The sequence below is a fragment of the Luteolibacter arcticus genome (genome assembly GCF_025950235.1).
GTDB classification, from domain to species: Bacteria; Verrucomicrobiota; Verrucomicrobiia; order Verrucomicrobiales; family Akkermansiaceae; genus Haloferula; species Haloferula arctica.
The window spans coordinates 456884-472876 of the sequence record NZ_JAPDDT010000002.1; the positions used below are offsets into that span (position 1 = coordinate 456884).

The 15993-nt window shown below is 62.9% G+C and carries 12 protein-coding genes; 5 read left to right on the forward strand and 7 right to left on the reverse strand.

Annotated features, from left to right (window positions below; all coding sequences use genetic code 11):
* The first annotated feature begins 7 nt into the window (after nucleotides 1-7).
* The gene (locus OKA05_RS06605) at nucleotides 8-763 is read left to right on the forward strand and encodes a hypothetical protein (RefSeq protein ID WP_264486325.1); all 756 of its coding nucleotides are present in this window, start codon (nucleotides 8-10) and stop codon (nucleotides 761-763) included.
* Here OKA05_RS06605 and OKA05_RS06610 read toward each other — a convergent pair.
* Genes OKA05_RS06610 through OKA05_RS06620 form a run of 3 tightly spaced genes read right to left on the reverse strand, consistent with a single transcriptional unit; the run spans nucleotide 744 to nucleotide 4249 of the window.
* On the reverse strand, nucleotides 744-2975 hold the full coding sequence (locus OKA05_RS06610; protein WP_264486326.1) for an FdhF/YdeP family oxidoreductase: 2232 nt from the start codon (nucleotides 2973-2975) through the stop codon (nucleotides 744-746). The genes OKA05_RS06605 and OKA05_RS06610 overlap by 20 nt on opposite strands.
* Nucleotides 2976-3021: 46 nt before the next feature.
* Nucleotides 3022-3552: a HEAT repeat domain-containing protein gene (locus OKA05_RS06615; protein ID WP_264486327.1), complete on the reverse strand. Its 531-nt coding sequence runs from the start codon at nucleotides 3550-3552 to the stop codon at nucleotides 3022-3024.
* Nucleotides 3553-3583: 31 nt separating this feature from the next.
* Complete coding sequence (locus OKA05_RS06620; RefSeq protein ID WP_264486328.1) at nucleotides 3584-4249, reverse strand: hypothetical protein; 666 nt, start codon at nucleotides 4247-4249, stop codon at nucleotides 3584-3586.
* Nucleotides 4250-4623: 374 nt separating this feature from the next.
* Between OKA05_RS06620 and OKA05_RS06625 the strand changes: the two genes are divergently transcribed.
* The 3 genes from OKA05_RS06625 to OKA05_RS06635 all read left to right on the forward strand — a co-directional run bounded on the left by OKA05_RS06625 (nucleotide 4624) and on the right by OKA05_RS06635 (nucleotide 9017).
* A complete protein-coding gene (locus OKA05_RS06625) occupies nucleotides 4624-6687 on the forward strand; it encodes a prolyl oligopeptidase family serine peptidase (protein ID WP_264486329.1) in 2064 nt (687 codons plus the stop codon).
* Between the two features lie 109 nt (nucleotides 6688-6796).
* Nucleotides 6797-8050, forward strand: coding sequence for a hypothetical protein (locus OKA05_RS06630; protein WP_264486330.1), 1254 nt, complete (start codon nucleotides 6797-6799; stop codon nucleotides 8048-8050).
* 1 nt (nucleotide 8051) lies between these two features.
* Nucleotides 8052-9017, forward strand: coding sequence for a hypothetical protein (locus OKA05_RS06635; protein ID WP_264486331.1), 966 nt, complete (start codon nucleotides 8052-8054; stop codon nucleotides 9015-9017).
* Nucleotides 9018-9052: 35 nt separating this feature from the next.
* On the opposite strand, the gene OKA05_RS06640 is transcribed toward OKA05_RS06635, so the two are convergent.
* A complete protein-coding gene (locus OKA05_RS06640) occupies nucleotides 9053-11305 on the reverse strand; it encodes an InlB B-repeat-containing protein (protein WP_264486332.1) in 2253 nt (750 codons plus the stop codon).
* Between the two features lie 381 nt (nucleotides 11306-11686).
* Nucleotides 11687-12547: a hypothetical protein gene (locus OKA05_RS06645; RefSeq protein ID WP_264486333.1), complete on the reverse strand. Its 861-nt coding sequence runs from the start codon at nucleotides 12545-12547 to the stop codon at nucleotides 11687-11689.
* A 200-nt stretch (nucleotides 12548-12747) separates the two neighbouring features.
* Here OKA05_RS06645 and OKA05_RS06650 point away from each other — a divergent pair, with 200 nt between their 5' ends.
* Nucleotides 12748-13845 (forward strand): glycoside hydrolase family 76 protein, encoded by a 1098-nt coding sequence (locus tag OKA05_RS06650; RefSeq protein WP_264486334.1) that lies wholly within the window; start codon nucleotides 12748-12750, stop codon nucleotides 13843-13845.
* A 6-nt stretch (nucleotides 13846-13851) separates the two neighbouring features.
* Here the strand turns inward: OKA05_RS06650 and OKA05_RS06655 are convergent, their stop codons facing one another.
* Complete coding sequence (locus OKA05_RS06655) at nucleotides 13852-14667, reverse strand: trypsin-like serine peptidase (RefSeq protein WP_264486335.1); 816 nt, start codon at nucleotides 14665-14667, stop codon at nucleotides 13852-13854.
* A complete protein-coding gene (locus OKA05_RS06660) occupies nucleotides 14667-15866 on the reverse strand; it encodes a hypothetical protein (RefSeq protein ID WP_264486336.1) in 1200 nt (399 codons plus the stop codon). Before OKA05_RS06660 ends, OKA05_RS06655 begins: the two co-directional genes overlap by 1 nt.
* Nucleotides 15867-15993: the final 127 nt, after the last annotated feature.

A 15993-nucleotide genomic window follows, 5' to 3' on the forward strand; every position in this document is an offset into this window, starting at 1 on the left:
TTGGCTCATGTGTTGTTTCAGCGGCAATGTCACTTTCGTCCGGGGCACGCGGATCTTCTCACGGATCACCGAAGGCGGCCGGCAAGCCGTCGTCTATCAGATGGAGTTCGGCGCGAAGCAGGAGCTTGCGATGATCCTGCCGCTGCCCGTCGCCAAGGGCGCGGACGAGAAGGCGGTGAAGTTCATCGATCTCTCGGGTTACAAGGATTTGTTCCGGGACCTGCGCTCCGGGTTTCCATTCCCAAGAGCTGTCAGCCGGGGGAGGGATGAGCCCTTGGCCGCAGCCGCGGGCGGGCTACTGGAAGTGAAGCAGGTCGGTGCTTATGAAGCGTCCTTTGTTCCGACGGTGAAGGATTTCACACGGCTCGATCCGCGCTTCCGACTGCCGGCGGAAACATGGCAAGCGCTACCCGCCTACGCCGATCATGGCTTTGCCGTCTTCAAGCTCCGCGCCGGTGAACAGGAAGTCCATCCAATGGCTTTCACGTTTCCCACCCGGCATCCGGAGACCTTGTTCTTTCCGACGGTGCACATTCACGACGGCAAGGTGCATCCCGAGGAAGATTTCGATCATGACCTCTACTGCCAGGTCGCGCGCACCGGTCTGTTCGCGATGACCCGATGGCAGGAGAGTGAGCGCTTGGCCTCGGCTTTCACCAAGCCGGAGAACGCCGAGCAACTCATCGTCGGGGATGCCCACGTTTATCGCCGCAGCCTCGTCGGCAAGATGAAGAACGAGGACATCATCCTTGCGACGGCGTGATGCTCACCTCGATGCTTTTGCTCGCCGGCGTCCCGCTGCCTTCCGCCACGTGACCGACTGGCACCAGCACGTTCGCTTCGGGGAAGTAAGCCGCCGCCGAACCGCGCGGCATCTCGTAGGGGATGGCGCGGAAGCCATTCAGGTGGCGCTCGCCATCGCTCCAGTGGCTGGTCACGTCAATGCGCTGGCCGGGCTTCACGCCAAGGTCTGTTAGATCCTGCGGATTGAGGAAAACCAGGTCGCGCATGCCGGAGATGCCACGGTAGCGATCGTTCAGGCCATAGACGGTGGTATTGAATTGGTCGTGGCTGCGCAAGGTCTGGAGCAGCAAGCGGCCGGGCGCGGCATGGAAGGCATCGAGTGGCGCTAGGCTGAAGTTCGCCCTCTGGTTCGACGTGTTCCAGATGCGTTCCTTTGCCGCATTCGGCAGGTAAAAGCCGCCGGGTTCGCGAATGCGCTCGTTGTAGCGGTCGAAGCCGGGAACCACCGCTTCGATCCAAGTACGAAGTCTATCGTAGTCCGCTGCTAGCCAGCGCCAGCGAATGTTCCCGATGTCGCCGAGCGTCGCCTCCGCCAGCCGCGCGACGATTTCCGGCTCGCTCAACAGATGCTCCGACGCAGGCTTCAGTCGTCCCTGCGATGACTGTACGATGCCCATGGAATTCTCCGTGGAGACGAACTGCCCGCCATCCTCATCGCTGCGACCGAGGCAGGGCAGGATCAGCGCGAGTCGGCCGTGAATGAGATGGCTGCGGTTGAGCTTGGTCGAGACATGGCAGGTCAGCCGGCACTTTCTAAGCGCCATCGCGGTGAATGCGCTATCCGGCGTGGCCTGGGCGAAGTTCCCGCCGAGGGCGAAGAAGACCTTCGCGGAGCCTTCATGCATCGCCAGGATAGAGGCGACGGTGTCGTAGCCATGCTTGCGCGGCACGGGCACGCCGGCCTGCTTCTCCAAGGCAGCGAGGAACCACTCCGGCATCTTCTCGAAGATCCCGACGGTCCGGTCTCCTTGCACATTGCTATGGCCGCGGACCGGACACAGGCCAGCACCGGGGCGGCCGATCGCTCCTAACAGAAGGTGCACGTTGGCGATCTCACGGATGGTGGCCACGGCATTGCGATGCTGCGTGAGGCCCATCGCCCAGCAGGTGACCAGTCGCTTCTCGCCCGCACCCATCAAGTTCGCCAGCTCTTCGATCTTGTCGCGCGAGATGCCGGACAAGTCCTCAATGTCGTCCCATGCCGTGGCTACCAGCAAAGTACGATAAGCCTCGTAGCCGGATCCATGCTTGCGGATGAACTCGTGATCGATGGTTCCGGCGGCCACCAGCGCCTTCGCCACGCCGCGGAACAGGGCCATGTCGCCATTCACCTTCACCTGAAGGTAGCTCGATGCGAGCGGAGAGGCGTTTCCCAGCATCCCGCGCAAATGCTGCGGGTGGGCGAAGCCGAGCAGGCCCGCCTCCTTCAGCGGGTTGACCGCGACCAGGCGGGCACCCTTTTCCACCGCGTCTTCAAGAGTAGAAAGCATCCGCGGATGATTGGTTCCCGGATTCTGACCGACGCAAAGGATCACCTCCGCCTCCAGGAAATCCTCCGTCGTCACCGTGCCCTTGCCCACGCCGATGGCATCCCGCATGGCAAGCCCGCTCGACTCGTGGCACATGTTCGAGCAGTCGGGCAGGTTGTTGGTGCCGTAGGCGCGGACGAAGAGCTGATAGAGAAAGGCCGCCTCATTGCTGGCGCGGCCGGAGGTGTAGAAGACGGCTTCATCCGGCGAATCGAGTCCGCGCAATTCCCCCGCGATCAGCGAGAAGGCATCCTCCCACGAGACCGGCTCATAGTGCGTGGCACCTTCCCGCAAGAGCATCGGCTCGGCGAGCCGGCCTTGCAGGTCATGCCACGCATCGCCCTGTGCCATCAGCTCCGCGACCGAATGGGCCGCAAAGAACTCGCGGTCTATCGTTTTGGCCATCGCCTCCGATGCGATCGCCTTCGCCCCGTTCTCGCAGAACTCGGCATGCGAGCGATCCCGGTCCGGATCGGGCCACGCACAGCTCGGGCAGTCGAAGCCGCCGGCCTGGTTCAGGTCGAGCAACGCCTTGGTCCCTCGCACCACGCCGGCCTTGCCGAAGACGTGCCGCAGCGATGACGCCACGGCAGGAAGGCCGCCGGCCTGCTCTTTCGGGCTGGAGAAGTGCTCGTTGCTCACCCGGTCAACCTAGCGGTCGTTGTGGCTCCCGCAAGGCGAGCGCCACTCACTCGGCGCGCTTTGTCTTGTTCCGCTGTTTCGCGAGGTGCTCGGTCAGCGTCGGCAGTTTCAGGAACTCCGCGGCCTCCTCGAGTTGCTTCCTCTCCGCAGGATCGTCGGCGCGCAGGGCCGCAGCCTGCAAGCGCGGGATGGCGTCACGGCTGCTGAAGTTCATCGTCGCCTTGAGCGCGGCTTCGCGGATCTCGGCATCGGGATTCCAGAGTTCGGTGAGTATGGCATCGAGCGACGCCTTGTCGTCCATCCACGACAGGTCCATCAGGGCTTCCCTGCGCTCGTGGAGCCACTCGCGATGCTCCGTCGAGGTTCCAGCGAAGGGGGAAAGCTGCGGGGCCGGCAGGTCGGCCGGAGCAGCCGGCCGGACGGGCCGCGCTTCGGTGGTTCGGGGGGAATCAGTAAGACTGCTCCGGCCATCCGCCCGGGGGGAAGGGGATGGCCGGAAGCTGGCCCACGTCGCCAAACCGGTGGCGAGCAGAAGCAGGAGCGCTCCTGCACCAAGGGTCATTCGTGAAATGTTCATGACGAACAGGGCCAAGGGGTTCAGGGGCGAGTTATTCGTCCTCTACGGTCTCTTTCCCGTTCAACGTGACGCTTCCTTCGACCACGGCATCCGCGCCATCGACGGATCCCGTTCCGGAGAGGCCGGCATTGACGGTGCCGTGGAATGTCTGCGAGCCATCGGGCTTCGGTTTGCCCCCGGTGAAGTTCTCCTTGGCGATGCCGGAGAGTGCGATCTCGATGCCGTTCCCGACTCCCATGACTCCCCGCGCGGGGACCTTGATGTCGTCGGGGATGTTGATCAGGAAGCCGATCACGAAGTGGATCACCGACTTTTCCTCTTCCGTCTCGACGTTGAAGGTCCCTTTGAAAACCTCGATCGTGAAATCCAAGTCGGCGGAGACAAACTCGGAGATGTCGTCCAGAAACTCGCCTTTCTTATTCACGATCCAAACGTCGCCATCGACGGTGATGAAGAGCTTGGAACCTGCCGGGTAGTCTTCTTCAAAGAGATCGCCGAGGAGTTCGATGATCTGTTTGGCACCGAGGCGGACGACCTCCACCTTGCCTGTCTGGACATCGCCGTTTTCAGTGAAGGCTCCTTGGACACGGAGGGTCAGATTCAGGCCGGTGACCGTTGAGTCGACCGTGGCGTGGACCGGCATTGCCGGGAACATGGCTGCTGCAAGCAGTGTGAGGAGGGAGTGCTTGAGTTTCATGGTTTTTGCTTTTGGAGCATTTCACTTCAAACACCCCGCAATCGGCGGGTCAATTTGTGACCTGCACTTTAAATCGAGTAAGGATCGAGCGGCGTAAAAACGCAGGAAAGCGGTGCTAAAAATATGATCGACCACCAAAGTCTACAAAGACGACTTGCATTGAATATCCGGCAATATTCCCCCCTTCCTAATCATGATGAACCCACCTCGGCCGTCCGCAGCCGCTAATAGAGTCACGGCGGAGGCCCTATCCCCGGAAGGGATCTCCGTCCTCAAAACGTAGTAATTTAGGGAAAAAGGATGGCCTCTGCATCGCTTTTGGGGCAACGCCTTTCCAGTCAATGACCGCTCATATTCCCTCTCTGCTATCCCTTATGATCCCATCGATCAGCCTCGCTGCGGCGATTGACTATCCCTCGACCCGCAAGGCGGAGGTGACCGAGGAACTGCACGGGACCCAAGTGCCGGACCCCTACCGCTGGCTCGAGGATGACAATGCCGCGGAAACGAAATCGTGGGTCGCGGCGCAGAATGGGGTCACCGAATCGTTTCTCGCGACGATTCCGCAGCGCGGAGAGATCCGCAAGCGGCTGGCCGACCTGTGGAACTTCGAGCGCACCGGCGCGCCCCAAGAGTTCGGCGGCAAATGGTTCTTCACGCACAATACCGGCCTGCAGAACCAGTCGGTGCTGAAGGTCGCCGATTCGCTCGATGGCGAGGGCAAGCTGCTGCTCGATCCGAACTCGCTGTCGGACGATGGCACCGTGTCGCTCGCCAATTTCACACCGAGCGAGGACGGCAAGCTGCTCGGCTACTCGATCTCGCGCGGCGGCAGCGATTGGAATGAGATCCTCGTTCGCGACGTGGCCACCGGCAAGGACACCGGCGATCACCTCAAGTGGGTGAAGTTCAGCGGGATCTCCTGGGCCAAGGATGGCAGCGGCTTCTACTACAGCCGCTATGAGGCACCGCTGGAGGGTGCCGCGCTCACGCAGAAGAACGAGTTCCAGAATTTGTGCTTCCACAAGATCGGCACGCCGCAATCGGAAGACCCCGTGATATACGAGCGGAAGGACCAGCCGCGCTGGGGTCTCGGCGGCGGACTGACCGAGGACGGGAAATTCCTCGTGATCCATGTATCCGAGGGCACCGATCCGAAGAACCGCTTTTTCTACCGGCCCGTCGATGGCGAGAAGGTCATCGAGTTGCTGGCGGATGCCGATGCGAGCTACGACTTCATCGGCAACAAGGACGGCTTGTTCTATTTCCGCACCGATCTCGAGGCACCGCGGCACCGGATCATCGCCATCGATGTGGCGAAGCCGGAGCGCTCCGCGTGGAAAGAGATCATTCCGCAGTCGAAGGACTTGCTCCAGGAAGCCAGCATGGTCGGTGGCAAGCTGGTGGTGGAATACTTGAAGGACGCGAAGAGCGCGGTGGCCGTCTATGATTCCGACGGCAAGAAAGTGCGCGATGTCGATCTGCCGGGTATCGGCAGCGCCAGCGGCTTCGGCGGTCGCGAGAAGGACAAGCAGACCTTCTACTCCTTCACCGGCTTCACCGATCCCGGAGCGATCTATCGCTATGATCTGGAGAGTGGCACCAGCACGCTGTGGAAGCGGCCGAAGGTCGGCTTTGATGGCTCGGCCTACGAGACCAAGCAGGTCTTCGCCACCAGCAAGGATGGCACCAAGGTGCCGGTCTTCCTCGTCCACAAGAAGGGCATCGCGCTCGATGGCTCGCATCGCACGCTTCTCACCGGCTACGGCGGCTTCAATATCAGCATCACGCCCGGCTTCTCCATCGGCCGCGCGGTGTGGCTGGAGCGGGGCGGGATCCTCGCGGTGGCCAATCTGCGTGGCGGTGGCGAATACGGCAGCGACTGGCACCTCGCTGGCACGCGCCTTCAAAAGCAAAACGTCTTCGATGACTTCATCGCCGCTGCCGAGTGGCTGGTGAACGAGAAATACACCTCTTCCAAGAAGCTCGCCATCCAGGGCGGCAGCAATGGCGGCCTGCTGGTCGGCGCTTGCATGACCCAGCGGCCGGATCTCTTCGGCGCTGCGCTGCCGGCCGTCGGCGTGATGGACATGCTGCGCTTCCACAAGTTCACCATTGGCTGGGCTTGGGAAAAGGACTACGGCAGCGCCGAAAATGCCGAGGAGTTCAAGGCCCTGCTACGATACTCACCGTACCACGTGCTCAAGAACGGCACCCGCTACCCGGCGACGATGGTGACCACTGCCGATCACGACGACCGCGTGGTGCCTGCCCACAGCTTCAAGTTCGCCGCGCGCTTGCAAGAGTGCCAGGCGAAGGACGGCCCGCCGGTGCTGATCCGCATCGACACCAGCGCCGGCCACGGTGCGGGCACGGCGCTGTCGAAGATGATCGACAAGACCGCCGACGAGTGGGCGTTCCTGGAATCCGTGCTCTAGGCGCGGTCGGGACCGGGGCTGTTTTCGGTGTCACACAATCTTCGGATTTTGCGGCTTGTCATTCGATCATCTCGCCCTGAGTTTCCGACGTAACTTCCCCCTTGGGCGCATGACGATTTTCCCCCGAAATCCGCATCGAGCCGTCGTCGTGGCGGCCTCCTGCTGCTGCTTGCAGGCGATGGCCGCCCCGACCGATCCCGGTGGCTTCATTGCCCACGTCATTCCCGCGGGATCACAGCGATTGGTCGGAGTTTCGCTAGGGAGCTTTAAGAGTTTCGGCGGCACGGTGTCCGGGGTATCCGTCACCGGGCTGACCGCATCGAGCGCCCTCCCCCCAGGCTTTTTCGGTGCTTCGGACTCGGGGTTTCTCACCGTAAGGGCCGGTGCCTTTGCCGGGCTTGCGATGACAGTCACTTCCGTGTCCGGAAACGAGCTGACGCTTCAGCGCTCGCCGGTGGGGTTGATTTCCCCGGGTGACACCCTTGAGCTGTTCGTGAACCACACGATCGGTGATCTATTCGGTGCCCAGAACTCCGTCGGCCTGCTGGCGGGCACGGATGCGTCACAAGCCGATACCATCGGCCTGTGGAATGCGGAGACCCAAAGCTCCCGGGTTTTCTACTACCGGACGGGCGATGGATGGCGGGAGTCGGGCAACGAGGCGGCTGGCGATCAAAGTAGGATGCCCATGCCTTTTCCGGCGGCGTTGGTGATCAACCGCCGCGGCTCCACACCCCTGCAAGTGACCATAATGGGAGCAGTGCCGATGCCGATGACACCGCGGTATTTCGAGGTGTCTTCCGGGAGAAATCTGGTTTCGGCACCTTTTACCTGGGCAAACAAGATCGCGGATTATGGCCTCTACCTGGAGGGTTCTCCGTATTCGGTCATTGGTGCCGATGCCGCTCCGGATGCAGACACGATCCGCTTCAGCAATTTTTCGTCAGCGACCAATTCCGAGGTCATCTACTATCGCCTCGGCCAAGGTTGGCGCACGGCAGGTGCGGAGGGCGACGCGGGCAACACGCCGGTCGAACTCGGTCAGTCGATGGACTTCCAGCGGCGCGGTCCGGCAGGATTCATCAAGGCACACGGATTCCCGCTGCAAGCCGGGGCGGCTCTAGGTGCCCGGTCCGCCTCAGCTCCTGTAACAACCGTGCCGATTCAAGGCACCAAGCCCGGTGCCGGAGGCGTGCAAGTCGAGTGGACCGCGGAAGCCGGCGCCACCTATCAAGTGCAGACCCAACTCGCGGGCGATGACGCGTGGGTTGACCTTGGCGAGTCGGTGACGACCGAGGGGACGGATGGCAGCGCCTTTTGCCGTCCATCGGGACAAGGACTCCTGCGAATCGTGAAGCACTGACATGAAACCGATTCCACAATCCTTTCTCAGCCGTGCCACGGTGTTGTTGCTGGTGGCGCTATCGGCCATGGCGTGCCCGGCATCGAACGTCGTGATGTCGAATCTTTTCTCGGCCGAAGGCTCCTCCACCACGCTGACCGATTCGTCGGGGGCGCTGTTGGCATCGGGCTCACTGGTCCAATTGGGAACTTTTCCGGGACTTGGCGAGGCGGGAGTTGCGGCCTTGGCCCTCCACGGTCCGGTCACGCTCATGTCCGGGATCGACGGCTTCGGGTCTGCTTTCGGGGTCGGAGCCGGAGCGGGAAATGCCGAGGGCCGGATCGAAATCACCGCCAACGAGGCGGTCGGCATCGCCACCGGTGAACTTTACGCCGTGATCCTCAACGCGCCCACCGTCGAGGCTGCCACCGAGGTGCTGGTGCTCAAGCTGGCCGACTCGGTGCCGGCCGATGATGCCAGCAGCCTGCCCGGATACCTGGCGGTCCATTTGCGTGATGCGGAAGTGGTGTTCGGCGCGCAGGGTGCCGGTGGCTTTTCGACCCAGGCGGCCACGATTCCGACCAGCTTCGACGCTTGGATCCTCGGGCAGCTTGGGGAGGACTCGGATCCTACCCTCCGGAGTGCCGGGGCGGACGCCGATGGCGACGGATTGACCAATTTGCTGGAGTACGGACTGGGCTCGCTGGCGGGAGACAGTAGCTCCCGGCCGCGGATTGAGATCCAGGAGACGAGCGGCGAGTACCACGTGCTTTCGTTGCGCCGGATGGACGATCCAGCCCTCGTCTTCGCCTGCGAAGTCCAAGCCGATTTGTCCGAGATCGTTTGGCCGCTGCTCGAAACCCCGCTGTTAGAAGCGGCAAATCCACCGGTGCCCGCGCCGGATGGCCACCAGTGGATGCAGCAACGGCTGCCTTCCGGCAGCCGTGCTTTTGTTCGCTTGAAGGTGACAGCGGAGGAAGCGCCCTGAGCTGTCTCGCCTCGCTCCGCCGAAGGTTTTTCCGGTTACTCCACGCCGGCGCGGATGAAGGCCTTGGTATTCGCGCCCGCGGCACCCGGGGTGCGGAAGGTCTTGTAAACCCAGCCTGCGTCGGGTTCCGGGAAGTCTTCCTGGATGAAGAAAGAATCCTCGTTGTTCACTTCGGTGACTTCGAGATTGCCCCAGGTGCCGAGGTTGCTCGACGCCTCAATGGTGTAGGTCACGCCATCGACGGGGTCGGAGGTCATGCGGTTCCCGTCCGGCGAGAAGACGGCGTCCCCGCGCACGGCCACGGTCAGCGTGAGAACGTTCGGCACACCCTCGACGATCGCCATTTTTCCGAAGGACAAGCCGGTGGAGGAGCCGCTGTTAGGGTTGCCGTTGAGGGCAAATTCGAGCAAGTTCGACACGCCGTCACGATCCGGATCGGAGCCGGGAAGGGCATCGTCCCCGGCAAGGTTGTTAGGCGGCCCGGTGGCCCATCCCGCGTAGGGAGAGACCTCCGTGCCGCCGGGGTTGATGGCGAAGACGAAGCCGCCGACCTGGCCTTCGTCCGCGGAACCCACCGCGGTGCGGCCGTGCAGGCTGCCGGTCACGGTGCCACTGCCATCCGCGGTCGCCGTGCCGATCACGGTCATGTTGGCAAGGATCGGAACATCGGTCACGGTGCCGATCGTTTGCGCCTTCACGCCGGCCGCGCCACTGTCGCCAAAGACGACGAAGCCCCCTGCCGGACTTCCGTCCCACGCGGCACTGGCGTAGAGCGTCACCGTTTGCCCGGCATTGAGTCCGGTCAGGGTGAACGTGTGGTCGTTGGTCTGATTTCCGAAGGTATAGAAGCCGGAGCGGATGAGCGGTTCCCACGCACGCTCGTTGTCGTAGGCGCCGACGTTGTTGATCGAGAAGCCGTAGCCTAGGCCATTGATGTCACCGGCGCTGGCGACCGGAGTGGCGGCCACGTAGTTCGCAGAGACCGGAGTCCAACCTGGGGCGTAGCTGCCGATGTTGCGGTCGGTGAAGTCGAGATACAGCCGGGTGCGGTTGTCGAAGGTGACCGAGATCGTGTGATTGGCCGTGACGTCTTCGAACCAGTAGGTCTCCAGATCGTTCACCGGCACGCCGTCCACAAAGACCTCGGCGACCTGGTAGCCGGGAGCCGGAGTGAAAGTGTATTGCTGGCTTTCACCATGAATCACCGGAGTGGCACCGGCCGGGCTGATGGAGCCGTTCGCTCCGGCGCTGGCCGTGATCGAGTAGGTATTCAGCGCGAAGGTAGCGCTGATGGTGTGGTTGCCGGTGACGTTTGGGAAAGTGTAGTTCGTCACCGCACCGACCGAAACGCCGTCTACCAGCACGTTGGCGACGTGGTAGCCTGCGTCCGGTGTGATGGTGAAGGGGGAGTTCACGCCGTTATTCACACTCACCGCGCCGGACGGGCTGATCGATCCGTTCGTTCCGGCAGTGGTCGTGATCGTGTGGGTCACGGTGTTGAGGGCGAACGTTGCGCTGATCGTGTGGTTCGTTTCGACGTCGTCGAAGGTGTAGGTGGTCACCGCACCCACCGAGACATTGTCCACCAGCACGTCCGTCACGTGGTAGCCGCTGTTGGCGGTGATGGTGAAGGTTTTGTCATCGCCGCCCGGCACTTCCACGGCTCCGGCGGGATCGATGGTGCCGTTGGCTCCCGCGTTGGCGGTGATGGTGGGAGCGGGGAAGAAGACGAAACCACCCACCTGTCCTTCGCCTGCCAGGCCGACGCCTTGGTCGCTGTGCAGGCTGCCGGTGACGACCCCGCTGCCATCCGCGACCGCGGTGCCGATGTAGGTCAGGCTGGCGATCGTCGGATTGGTGCCGAGATTGTCGGCCTGGGCCTTCACGCCGTTCGGGGCGTTGTCGCCAAAGAGGACGTAGCCACCCTTGCCGGGTCCATTCCAGCCGGCACTGGCGTAGAGCTTCACCGATTGTCCGGGATTCAGGCCGGACAGCGAGAAGCCGTGGGTATTGTCCAGTTGCCCGAAATTGTAGAATCCCGAGCGGGTCAGCGGTTGGCCGGCTTGGCCATTGTCCCAGCAGGCCACGTGATCGAAAACGAAATCGTAGGAGGTGCCACCGACGTCGGTGAGGTTCACCATCGTGTTGTTCGTGGTGAGGCCGACCACGGGGGTCCAGCCCGACGCGATGTTGACCGCGTTGCTGGTGAAGTCGAGTTTCAGCGGAGCCGCCTGCGCGAGGCCGAGGGCGGCGAGCAGCGGGATCGCCTGCGAGGCGAGACGTTTCATCCGGCTTCGTTCCGGACGCGGGAGTGGGGGATGGTCTTGGGTTGGTAGGATGGAGTTCACGGTCAGTGGATGGGCTGGGCCTGATGCCGTCTTACGGCCATCCCGGGGTGGGTTCTTTGGGAGAAAAGCCACTCGGGAGATGGGGCGGAAACGGCGCGGACGGGTTGGGTTCCGAAGCGAACCGAGTACATCGATTCAACCTTGGGTTCCACACCAATGATCCCACCAATCTGAGAACGCGAGCAAAAAGTTGCATAAAGTTGCATAACAACCGCGACGCGCTTTCCAACCGACGATTCTTATGCCGGAACGGTTGCTGGAGCGCGGGGACCTCGACCCGCGCTCCAGCGCCTCACCCCTCATTCACCCAAAGTGACCTGCTCAGGTCGCGGGCTTGCCCCCGCCTTCCGTCTCCAGCCGGGCGGCGATCGCCTCGATCACCGCGTCCGGCGAGAACTCGCCCGCGGTGAGCCCGATCCGCCCCACGCCTGCGAAATCGCGCGGCTCGAGCGCTCCCGCATCCGCCACGGCTTTCGCCGAAAGACCCAACCGCCGGGCGGTCTCGATCAAGGCCCGCACCGAAGCCTCTCCGGCCTCGCCTGCGACAATGATCGATTCCGCCCAACGGCTGAGCGCTTCCACGGACCGCTCGCGCTCCAACATCGCGAGTGAGGTCGTATCGAGGAAAACCATGCGGCTGTCCGGGTGGCGCAGCCGCAGCGCCTCCGCCATCACGGCCGCGTGACGACGCGTCATCCGGGTCTGGCAGACGATGCCGAACTTCGGGGCAAACGGCAGCAGCGCCGCTTCCTCGGCATCCTCCACCACCGCGGCTCCCGTGGCCTCACCGGCGATGGCAAGGCTCTCCGCATCGCCGCGAAAGCCCGCCACCAGCGGCTTGCAGTGCTCCAGCGTCAGGAGATTGAGCGAGGTCTGCGCGCGCCGCACCGAGGGCAGCGTGAGGTCGAAGAGCTCGTGCCCGCTTTCCTTCCAGCGCCTGCGCGTCTCCCTGGGCAATCCGCCCAAGGGGACCACCACGGTGTGGGTCGGTGCCCGGAATTCCTGCGGATCTCCCTCCAAGGCACCCCGGCGACGGAAGACTTCGCACAGCGCCGCATCCGGCGCGAGCGCGCCCAGGATAGTCACCGGGCCGCGCTTGAGACGGGCCTCAAGCCGGGCGATTGCCTCGCGGGTCTCCACGCTGTGGCCGGCCACCATGGCGCGGCGGATCTGAAAACGCATGACGGGAGGGGTTTGGGTGCTTGCAGGCATGAACTTTGTAATGCAAAGTTTCGGGGCGAGGTGATCCCCCGGCGGGGTGAGAGCGGCGTCACTCTGTGTGGCAAAGTAAGTTTGGCAAGCCGGAAGTTTGTGACATCGCGTCCTTGGCGCGAGACCGCGCCTTGTGGGGAGGGGTTTGAAATGTCATCGGATTTCCACCCATGAGACTCGCCGCCCTGCTCCTGCTCCCGGTCATGATGCTTTCAGCGGTCGCCGCGCCATCGATCCATCTCGAGCGGGCTGCGGAGGTCACGGAGTCGATCCAGGAACACTTTTGGGATCGGAAGTCCGGCCTCTACGCTTCCAAGTCCGGCGGCAAGGAGCCGGAGATGATCTGGGGCAGCGGCGTGATGTTTTCTGCCGTCGTCGGAGCCGCGCGCCACGACAAGAAATACCGGCCGGTGATGCGGAAGTTCTTCGACGCGATGGAGGGCTACTGGGACCTGAAGGTGAAGATTCCCGGCTACGAACCGGCCCGAACCCAGGGCGGCAACGACAAGTACTACGACGACAACGCGTGGATGGTGCTCATGTTCCTAGAGGCCTACGAGCTGACCGGCGAGTCACGCTATCTCAAGCGCGCGGAAGAGACGCTGGAGTTTGTGGTCAGCGGTTGGGACGAGGAACTCGGCGGCGGCATCTGGTGGCACGAACAGCACAAGGGCGACGGCAAGAACACCTGCGTGAATGCGCCCGGCGCGCTCGGCTGCTTCCGCGTGGCACGCTTTGAAAAGGAGGCCGACGCGGCCAAGTGGAATGCCTTCGGGGAAAAGATCACCGTCTGGACGGTGAAAAACCTCCAGGCCCCGAACGGCCTCTTCTCCGACGCGATCAACGTGAAGACCAAGGAGGTCAATCGCGCCCAGCTCACCTACAATGCCGGCCTGATGCTCCGCGTCTTCCTCTCGCTGCACGCCCGCACCGGCGAGCGCTTCTACCTCGATGAAGCGCTGCGCATGGGCAAGGCGGCGAACTCCCTGCTCGATCAAGCCACCGGCGCGTATCGCGATCCCATCAAGTGGGCGCATCTGATGGTCGAGGCCGATCTCGAACTCTACCGCGCCACCGGCGACAAGGCGTATCACGAGCGCGCCGTGAAGAATGGCGCGCACCACTACGCGACGTGGAAGAAGTCACCCGCGCCCGACCTCATCACCCAGGCCTCGCTAGCCCGCGAGCTGTGGTTGCTGGCCGATCACGAAACGCCGGTCGGCGTGGAATTCTGGAAGAAGTCCGACAAGCCGAAGGCAGTACGCTAGATCGATCTAACCGCCGCCGAGCGGCACGACGGAAAGGCGATACCCGCCGCCGAGCTTGGTCATCGCGGCGTCGACTGCGGAGAAGACCGCCGGCGACGAGTAGAAGGGCCCGCTTCCCGGGCCGCCGCCCGTGTGCGTGCCGATCAGCACCAGCTCCCCGCCGACTAGCAGGAACGAGGGATGCCCCGAGTCGCCGGTGACCAGATTCTTCCTCACCAGCGATGAGACCCGGCCGGTATGCCGAAAGGACAAGCCGCTTCCCTGGATGCCCGCGATCTCGTGAATGAAGGCCCGGCGCTGTTGGTCGGTGACCACCGCGAGACATCCCGCGAGTGATCCATAGCCATTCGAGGGCGGCAGCAGGCGATACGGCTTCACTGATGAGGGCAGCGGCGAATCGAGTCTTCCCACCGCCACGTCAGCAACCCCGGCGAGCGACTCCACCGCGACCAGCGTGCGTCGCTGTGGTCGTCCGCTCCGGTCCTGGAAAACCACTGCCGAGCCCACCGGCCGCTGATAGTGTGCAGCCATCACCACATGCCATGGCGACACCGCCGTGGCCGTGCGTGTGTCGTCCCACGCAACGCCGGTGAAGTCGAGCCGCCGAGTGAAGTTCTTGCCCCACGATGAAGGACGATCGGTGGCGTAGTTCGTGAGGATGGTATTATCAGCAGCACCTTCTAACAGCGCGGCGAAGCGCTGGTCGGAGTCCGTGCGGATCGACGCCACTGAGAGAGCGGACGAAGGTGCCGCGGGCATGAGCGGGATGTCGGACGAGCAGGACGCGAGAAGAACTGTGACTAGGAGAAGATACGGTTTCATCAGCGGGTGGGTGGAGGATTCTTGAGGGGCTCGGTTTTGGTAACTCTTTCGTAGTGGCCCAGCCACCACCGCTCGTCGTAGTCCAGGCTATCCCATCGCGCACGGAGTTCTTTGGCGTATTGTCGCAAGGCATCGGCGATTTCAGGATGCTTCTTGTTCAAGTCGGCGAGGGATTCTTCGGAGAAGAAAGGGGTCGCCTTCAGCGACTCGAGAGCTATGTCGTTCCATTCCTTGCGCAGCCACGCAGGTGTTTCCGGCGAAGTGGCTTTCAGCAAGGCGAGCGCATCCCTTCCACGGGAACCCGGCGGGAACTCGTGATAGGCGGTGAAATCCGAGCGCTGCTTCGAGGAAGCGAAGGCAACGGCCTCCGCGTAGCGGCCTTTCTTGATCAGGTTTTCCAGCTTGAGCTTGTTTTGCAACGCGGGCTGGAATGGTACGCTTGCAATAGTCCACGCTGCGAATGCGAAAGCAGCGAAAGCAGCGAATGTAGTGGATGTAACGGAGGACAACGTCCTTTCGCGGCCAAGCGGACGCCCTGCGGTACCCTTCACGATCCAGCATGCGACGACGGCTGCTAGAAACACCCAGAACGAGGTCACGACGATGAAGCCCGAGGCTTCTCTCAAGAGCTGGGTGTGAGGCGGCAGGCGAACACCGCCCATGATCTGGACCAGTGACATTCCTTTCCACAAGCTCCCGATCATCGCCTCGAAAGCCGCGGGGGCGAGAATCAGCACAAAGGCGCGTGGATGGGTAACGTCCGTCAGAACCGCCACGGCTCTTGTCATGAGGAAAACCCGCCACAGCGAAACGATGGCCAGGAAAGCGATGTTCCACTTCGTGGCTGTGATCAAATCGGTGGTGGCTTCCACGGGTATCCCATAGAGCCACGCGCACGGTGCCGTCATCCAGGCGAACGTCAGGAACGAGAGGAACTGCGGCCCGATCTTGCCGGTCGCTTTCAATTTCAAGGGTACGGTGATGCAATTGAAGATGAAGAAAATCGAGACCATCGACGCCACGAAAGGCCCGATGAACCACTCCGGCTGGCGCAGCAGATCGAGGTGGTCGTAGTTCCGTGCGATGCCGGCGCTCAGCACGAGGATCGCGCCGACGATCCAGGCGTGGCGGGTCGCGGCGATTCGCTCGATCGCGCCGCGGTGGCCGATGAGGAAAAGCAGCGGGTCGAGAATGCGCATGGGAGGATGCAATGGAATGCCAAGCTCAGAGGCAAGCCTCACGCTGGGAGCGCGGGCCGCTGGCCCGCAGAATGGTCCCTTGAGTGTTCAGCCCGTTGAGGCCCGCAGATGGGATGCGCAGTCCCGT

Coding starts and splice junctions, on each gene's coding strand:
- OKA05_RS06605 (WP_264486325.1), top strand. CDS start 8: ATGTGTTGTTTCAGCGGCAATGTCACTTTCGTCCGGGGCACGCGGATC.
- OKA05_RS06615 (WP_264486327.1), bottom strand. CDS start 3,552: ATGAACATTTCACGAATGACCCTTGGTGCAGGAGCGCTCCTGCTTCTG.
- OKA05_RS06620 (WP_264486328.1), bottom strand. CDS start 4,249: ATGAAACTCAAGCACTCCCTCCTCACACTGCTTGCAGCAGCCATGTTC.
- OKA05_RS06625 (WP_264486329.1), top strand. CDS start 4,624: ATGATCCCATCGATCAGCCTCGCTGCGGCGATTGACTATCCCTCGACC.
- OKA05_RS06630 (WP_264486330.1), top strand. CDS start 6,797: ATGACGATTTTCCCCCGAAATCCGCATCGAGCCGTCGTCGTGGCGGCC.
- OKA05_RS06635 (WP_264486331.1), top strand. CDS start 8,052: ATGAAACCGATTCCACAATCCTTTCTCAGCCGTGCCACGGTGTTGTTG.
- OKA05_RS06640 (WP_264486332.1), bottom strand. CDS start 11,305: ATGAAACGTCTCGCCTCGCAGGCGATCCCGCTGCTCGCCGCCCTCGGC.
- OKA05_RS06645 (WP_264486333.1), bottom strand. CDS start 12,547: ATGCGTTTTCAGATCCGCCGCGCCATGGTGGCCGGCCACAGCGTGGAG.
- OKA05_RS06650 (WP_264486334.1), top strand. CDS start 12,748: ATGAGACTCGCCGCCCTGCTCCTGCTCCCGGTCATGATGCTTTCAGCG.
- OKA05_RS06655 (WP_264486335.1), bottom strand. CDS start 14,667: ATGAAACCGTATCTTCTCCTAGTCACAGTTCTTCTCGCGTCCTGCTCG.
- OKA05_RS06660 (WP_264486336.1), bottom strand. CDS start 15,866: ATGCGCATTCTCGACCCGCTGCTTTTCCTCATCGGCCACCGCGGCGCG.